General features: G+C 67.7%; 6 protein-coding genes. 2 read left to right on the plus strand and 4 right to left on the minus strand.

What is annotated here, in order from left to right:
- Window positions 1-212 precede the first annotated feature (212 nt).
- Window positions 213-1,106 carry an alpha/beta hydrolase gene (locus tag AB0M20_RS30415; RefSeq protein WP_364303761.1) on the plus strand — a complete coding sequence of 298 codons (894 nt, stop codon included), beginning with the start codon at window positions 213-215 and terminating at the stop codon, window positions 1,104-1,106.
- Window positions 1,107-1,119: 13 nt separating this feature from the next.
- Here AB0M20_RS30415 and AB0M20_RS30420 read toward each other — a convergent pair whose 3' ends face one another.
- The 3 genes from AB0M20_RS30420 to AB0M20_RS30430 form a co-directional block, all read right to left on the minus strand.
- Window positions 1,120-1,803, minus strand: a complete 684-nt coding sequence (locus tag AB0M20_RS30420) for a DUF899 domain-containing protein (RefSeq protein WP_364303762.1) — start codon at window positions 1,801-1,803, stop codon at window positions 1,120-1,122.
- Between the two features lie 166 nt (window positions 1,804-1,969).
- The gene (locus AB0M20_RS30425) at window positions 1,970-2,290 is read right to left on the minus strand and encodes a nuclear transport factor 2 family protein (RefSeq protein WP_364303763.1); all 321 of its coding nucleotides are present in this window, start codon (window positions 2,288-2,290) and stop codon (window positions 1,970-1,972) included.
- Between the two features lie 58 nt (window positions 2,291-2,348).
- Window positions 2,349-2,960 (minus strand): YdeI/OmpD-associated family protein, encoded by a 612-nt coding sequence (locus tag AB0M20_RS30430; RefSeq protein WP_364303764.1) that lies wholly within the window; start codon window positions 2,958-2,960, stop codon window positions 2,349-2,351.
- Window positions 2,961-3,111: 151 nt separating this feature from the next.
- On the opposite strand from AB0M20_RS30430, the gene AB0M20_RS30435 reads away from it, so the two are divergent.
- A complete protein-coding gene (locus AB0M20_RS30435; RefSeq protein ID WP_364303766.1) occupies window positions 3,112-3,528 on the plus strand; it encodes a hypothetical protein in 417 nt (138 codons plus the stop codon).
- A 172-nt stretch (window positions 3,529-3,700) separates the two neighbouring features.
- On the opposite strand, the gene AB0M20_RS30440 is transcribed toward AB0M20_RS30435, so the two are convergent.
- Window positions 3,701-4,003 carry an ester cyclase gene (locus AB0M20_RS30440; protein WP_364303767.1) on the minus strand — a complete coding sequence of 101 codons (303 nt, stop codon included), beginning with the start codon at window positions 4,001-4,003 and terminating at the stop codon, window positions 3,701-3,703.
- Window positions 4,004-4,084 lie beyond the last annotated feature (81 nt).

The following is a 4,084-nucleotide window of genomic DNA, read 5'->3' on the forward strand; positions in this document are numbered from 1 at the left end:
CGAAGGAGTCCGTCATCGTGACGCTCACCGAGGCTCCTGAGGGCGGCGTCGACCTCACCTATGACTTCGTCAGCTGGCCGCCGCCGAGTGACGAGGCTGCCTCACGTCAGGGTGTGGAGGACATGCTGACCTTGATCGATGACGGTATTCATCGCGACGTCATATGACTCCGCGGCGTCAGCCGGCCTTCGCCGATACGTAGGGTCGATGTCATGGTCTCCTTCCGGCGGTTCGCGGTGGACATCGGCGACGCGGTGATCGCCGTCCGGCGCGGCGGCACGGGACCACCGGTCCTGCTGCTGCACGGGTTCCCGCAGACGAGCCTGATGTGGCGGGCGGTCGCGGCGCGGCTCGCCGCGCGCTTCTCGGTGGTCGTGGCCGACCTGCGGGGGTACGGGGACAGCAGCATCCCGCCGTCGGACGGCGACCATCTGCCGTACTCCAAGCGGGCGATGGCGAACGACATGGTCCAGGTCATGGCACACCTCGGGTACGACCGGTTCGCCGTGGCCGGGCACGACCGGGGCGGCCGGGTCGCCTATCGGGCCGCCCTGGACCACCCGGACACGATCGCCGCGCTGGCGGTGCTCGACATCCTGCCGGTCGACGCCGTGTGGGACCGGGCCGACGACCGGATGGCCCTTGCCTTCTGGCCGTGGTCGCTGCTGGCCCAGGACGAACCTCTGCCCGAACGCCTGCTCACCGGCGCCCCTGATGCGATCATCGCGCACGCCCTGGGCCCGCAGTGGGGCACCCCCGCCGACGCCTTCGACGAGAAGAGCCGCGCCGCGTACACCGCAATGCTCGGCGATCCGCAGCGGGCGCACGCGATCTGTGAGGAATACCGTGCCGCTGCCGGCATCGACCGGGAGCACGACGCCGCCGACCGTGCCGCCGGCCGCCGCATCACCTGCCCGGTGCTGGCACTGTGGAGCGCCGCGGGACCGTTGTCGTCCTGGTACGCCGACGTCGGTGGCCCGTTGGCCATTTGGCGGGAGCTGGCGGACAGGGTGCAGGGCGGGCCGGTCGACGGCGGGCACTTCCTCGCCGAGGAGAACCCGGATCTGATAGCAGACGCCCTGGGCGGCTTCTTCGACCGGCCATAGTGGCGCTCGCTGGTCAGCCGGCGTCCTCGGCGGTGCCGTATTCGTCGTGGCGGCGCCACCACTGGTACGGCGCCTCCTGCGGATAGCCCTCCGGCGAGTCCTCCCACTCCTCTTGCCGGCCGAGCGGGGTGATGTCGAGCAGGCTCCAGACGTTGCCGGTCTGCTCCGCCGCGCGTGCGTTGGTGAAGTACGTGCGGTAGACCTCGTCGCCGTCGCGGAGAAAGACGTTGAGGCCGAAGTACTCGTCGACGCCGAAGTCCTTGGAGAAGTCGTCACGCGTCGTGTACCAGGGCACACGGTCCCAGCCCATGCGCCCGCGATAGCGCTTGATGTCTGTCTGGGGAGCGGCAGAGACGAGTACGAACGTGACGTCGCGGGCGTTCAGGTGTGCGAGGTGGCCGAGGTTGTCGGTGAACATCGCGCAGCCGCTGCAGCCGCCCGCGGGCCAGTCGGCGATCCCGGGTTCGAAGAAGTGCCGGTAGATGATCAGTTGGCGGCGCCCCTCGAACAGCTCGGGTAGGCCCACCACGCCGTCGGGTCCTTCGAAGCCGTACTGCTTGTCGACCCGGACCCGCGGCAGCCGGCGGCGCTCCGCCGCGAGGACGTCCTTCGCACGCGTGTGCGCCTTCTCCTTGCGCAGCAGCTCCTCGCGGGCGGCGTTCCACTCCTCGGCGGACACGACGGGTGGCAATTTCACGGCATCGCTCCTTCGGCTTCATCATTCGGACCAGTCCGTTGTCCACGCGGCTCGATACTCGCACCAGTCGCCTTCTTGTCGGCTTCGTATCCCGGCAGGGGCAGGTCCGCTTACACGGCTCGACGTCGCTGGAACCGCTCGACAAGAAGTCTCGGCCGGCCCGGGCCTACGCGGCGATGATCATCCGCGAGATCCGGTCGCCGCGCAGGCTGAAGCGGAAGTCGCTGGTGCCGTTGAAGCCGCCGCCGGTGACCCGCAGCGTCACGATCCAGTCGTCCTGGTCGCGCCGGGAGCCGACGACCTCGAAGCGAGCCCGGCGCCCGATGTTGTCGGAGCCGTCCCACGACCGCACGCCCTCATGGCCATGAAACCCGCGACCCCAGTCCTCCAGATAGGCATCGTCGGTGAACGAGTCGACAAACGCGTCCGAATCGCCGGCATTGGTGGCGTCGATCATGCGGGAAACGGCACGGGGAACTTCAGTCATGCACCTATCGAACCGCACATGAGCCTGGACGAGGTCGGGCGAGGCACGGCAGACCCCGTCAGGACGTCGGTGGATCCGCCGGCCTGGCTCGCTGCGGATGGAACGTCTCGTGCCGGGCCAGCATCGCCACGAACTCGGCGATCTTCCGGGTGCGCGTCTCGGCCCGCTTGACGGCATTGATCCGGCCGATGAGGGAGAAGCGGTTGGACTTGGTGAGCACGTCGAACATCGCCTGCGCCGCCGGGTCGGCGGCGATCGCCGCTCGCAGGTCGGCCGGCACCTCCGCTTCCGACGGCGGCGCATAGGCGGCCGCCCACCGCCCGTCGGCCTTCGCGGCGTCCACCGCGGCGCGGCCGGCCGGCAACATCAGGCCGGCCGCCTCCAGCCGGGCCACGTTGGCGACGTTGCGCTGGGACCAGATGCTGCGGGGCCGGCGCGGGGTGAACCGCCGCCAGGAACTACCTTCGTCGCGCTTGCGGGCCTGCCCGTCGATCCAGCCGAAGCACAGTGCCTCGTCAACCGCCTGCTGCCAGGTCAGCGTGGTGACGGAGCCGCCCTTCCGGGTCAGAGCGAGCCACACGCCAGGCGAGGTGGTGTGGTTGTCCAGCAGCCACACGCGCAGCGCCGCGCCGTCGGCCACGACCAACTCATCCAGCTCGGTTCCTGCCACCACCGCAGGCTAGTGCGGCGTCGTTGAACACACCACGTTGCTCCCCTTCTGCTCCCGGCCCGGCCAGCTGGCGGGTTTGCGACAGCGACGCGCAACTGCGGTTCGTGGGTACCTAATGTGGGGCCAGGATCAATTCACTCGGGAGGCCGCCATGTCGGCGTCGGTCAAGATGATCTTCGGCTTCCTCGGCGCTCTCCTGGTGATCGCCGGTGTTACTGCGACCGTGTGGGGAATGTTCGCCGGCAAGGACGTCAACTCGGTCGGTCTGGCGGCCATCTTCTTGGTCGGCATCGCCCTTGTCTACGGCGGCATCTTCGGTTTGTTGCCAGATGAGATCGGTATCGGCGACAAGGCGAAGATCAAGATGCAAGCGGCCGCCGACGCCATGAAGACAGTCAAACAGGCCGCGAGCTCGGAGGCGGTCAACATCGCCCAGTCGCCCGATCTGTTGAAGAATATTGTGGATGCCAAGGACGCATCCGAGGCGTCGGCTGCGGTCGAGGGCGCGCTGAAAGAGCTGGTTGATCGGATTCCAGCGACGGCGGACGTGCTGAAGACGGTTACCTGACTTGTACGGGCCCCTCGCGTACCCCTCAACCTGACCGGACACCTGCAGATCGACCACCCGGCCCACGGTAGGGGCCACGGTGGAGCGCCGAGCCGCCGATCTGCGGTGCCGGTTCCCAGCGAGCCCTGGTTCCTGCTCGAAGAACCAGGCTTCGCGGCGATCCGATGACTCGTCAGACAGGGCTGGTCAGCTGCTCTCTCATGATTTCCATCGACATGTAGATGCGCAGAGCCAAGACCTCAGTGTCGCTGAGGTCGTACACGACCGCGTACGGCACGTTCACGGACTTCCCGGTCGCGGCGATGCCGAGGAACTCACTGGTGTGGACGCCGACGAAGTCGCACTCCACGGCGGCATGGCCATCCGCCACGACGACGGTCTTGATCTTCGCGTTGCCGTCGAAGGCCTGGGTGTGTAGATACATGATCATGTCGCGCACGGCGGTACGCCCGTGCGCCGGCTGAGCGGTACCCACGATCGATTGTGATGTCTAATTGGTTCAACTCTCTCTCAAGCTCCTCAAAATTTGTCGCTTGTGATTGTTCAATCGCATCTC

Source organism: Actinoplanes sp. NPDC051633 (assembly GCF_040681735.1).
GTDB lineage: Bacteria > Actinomycetota > Actinomycetes > Mycobacteriales > Micromonosporaceae > Actinoplanes.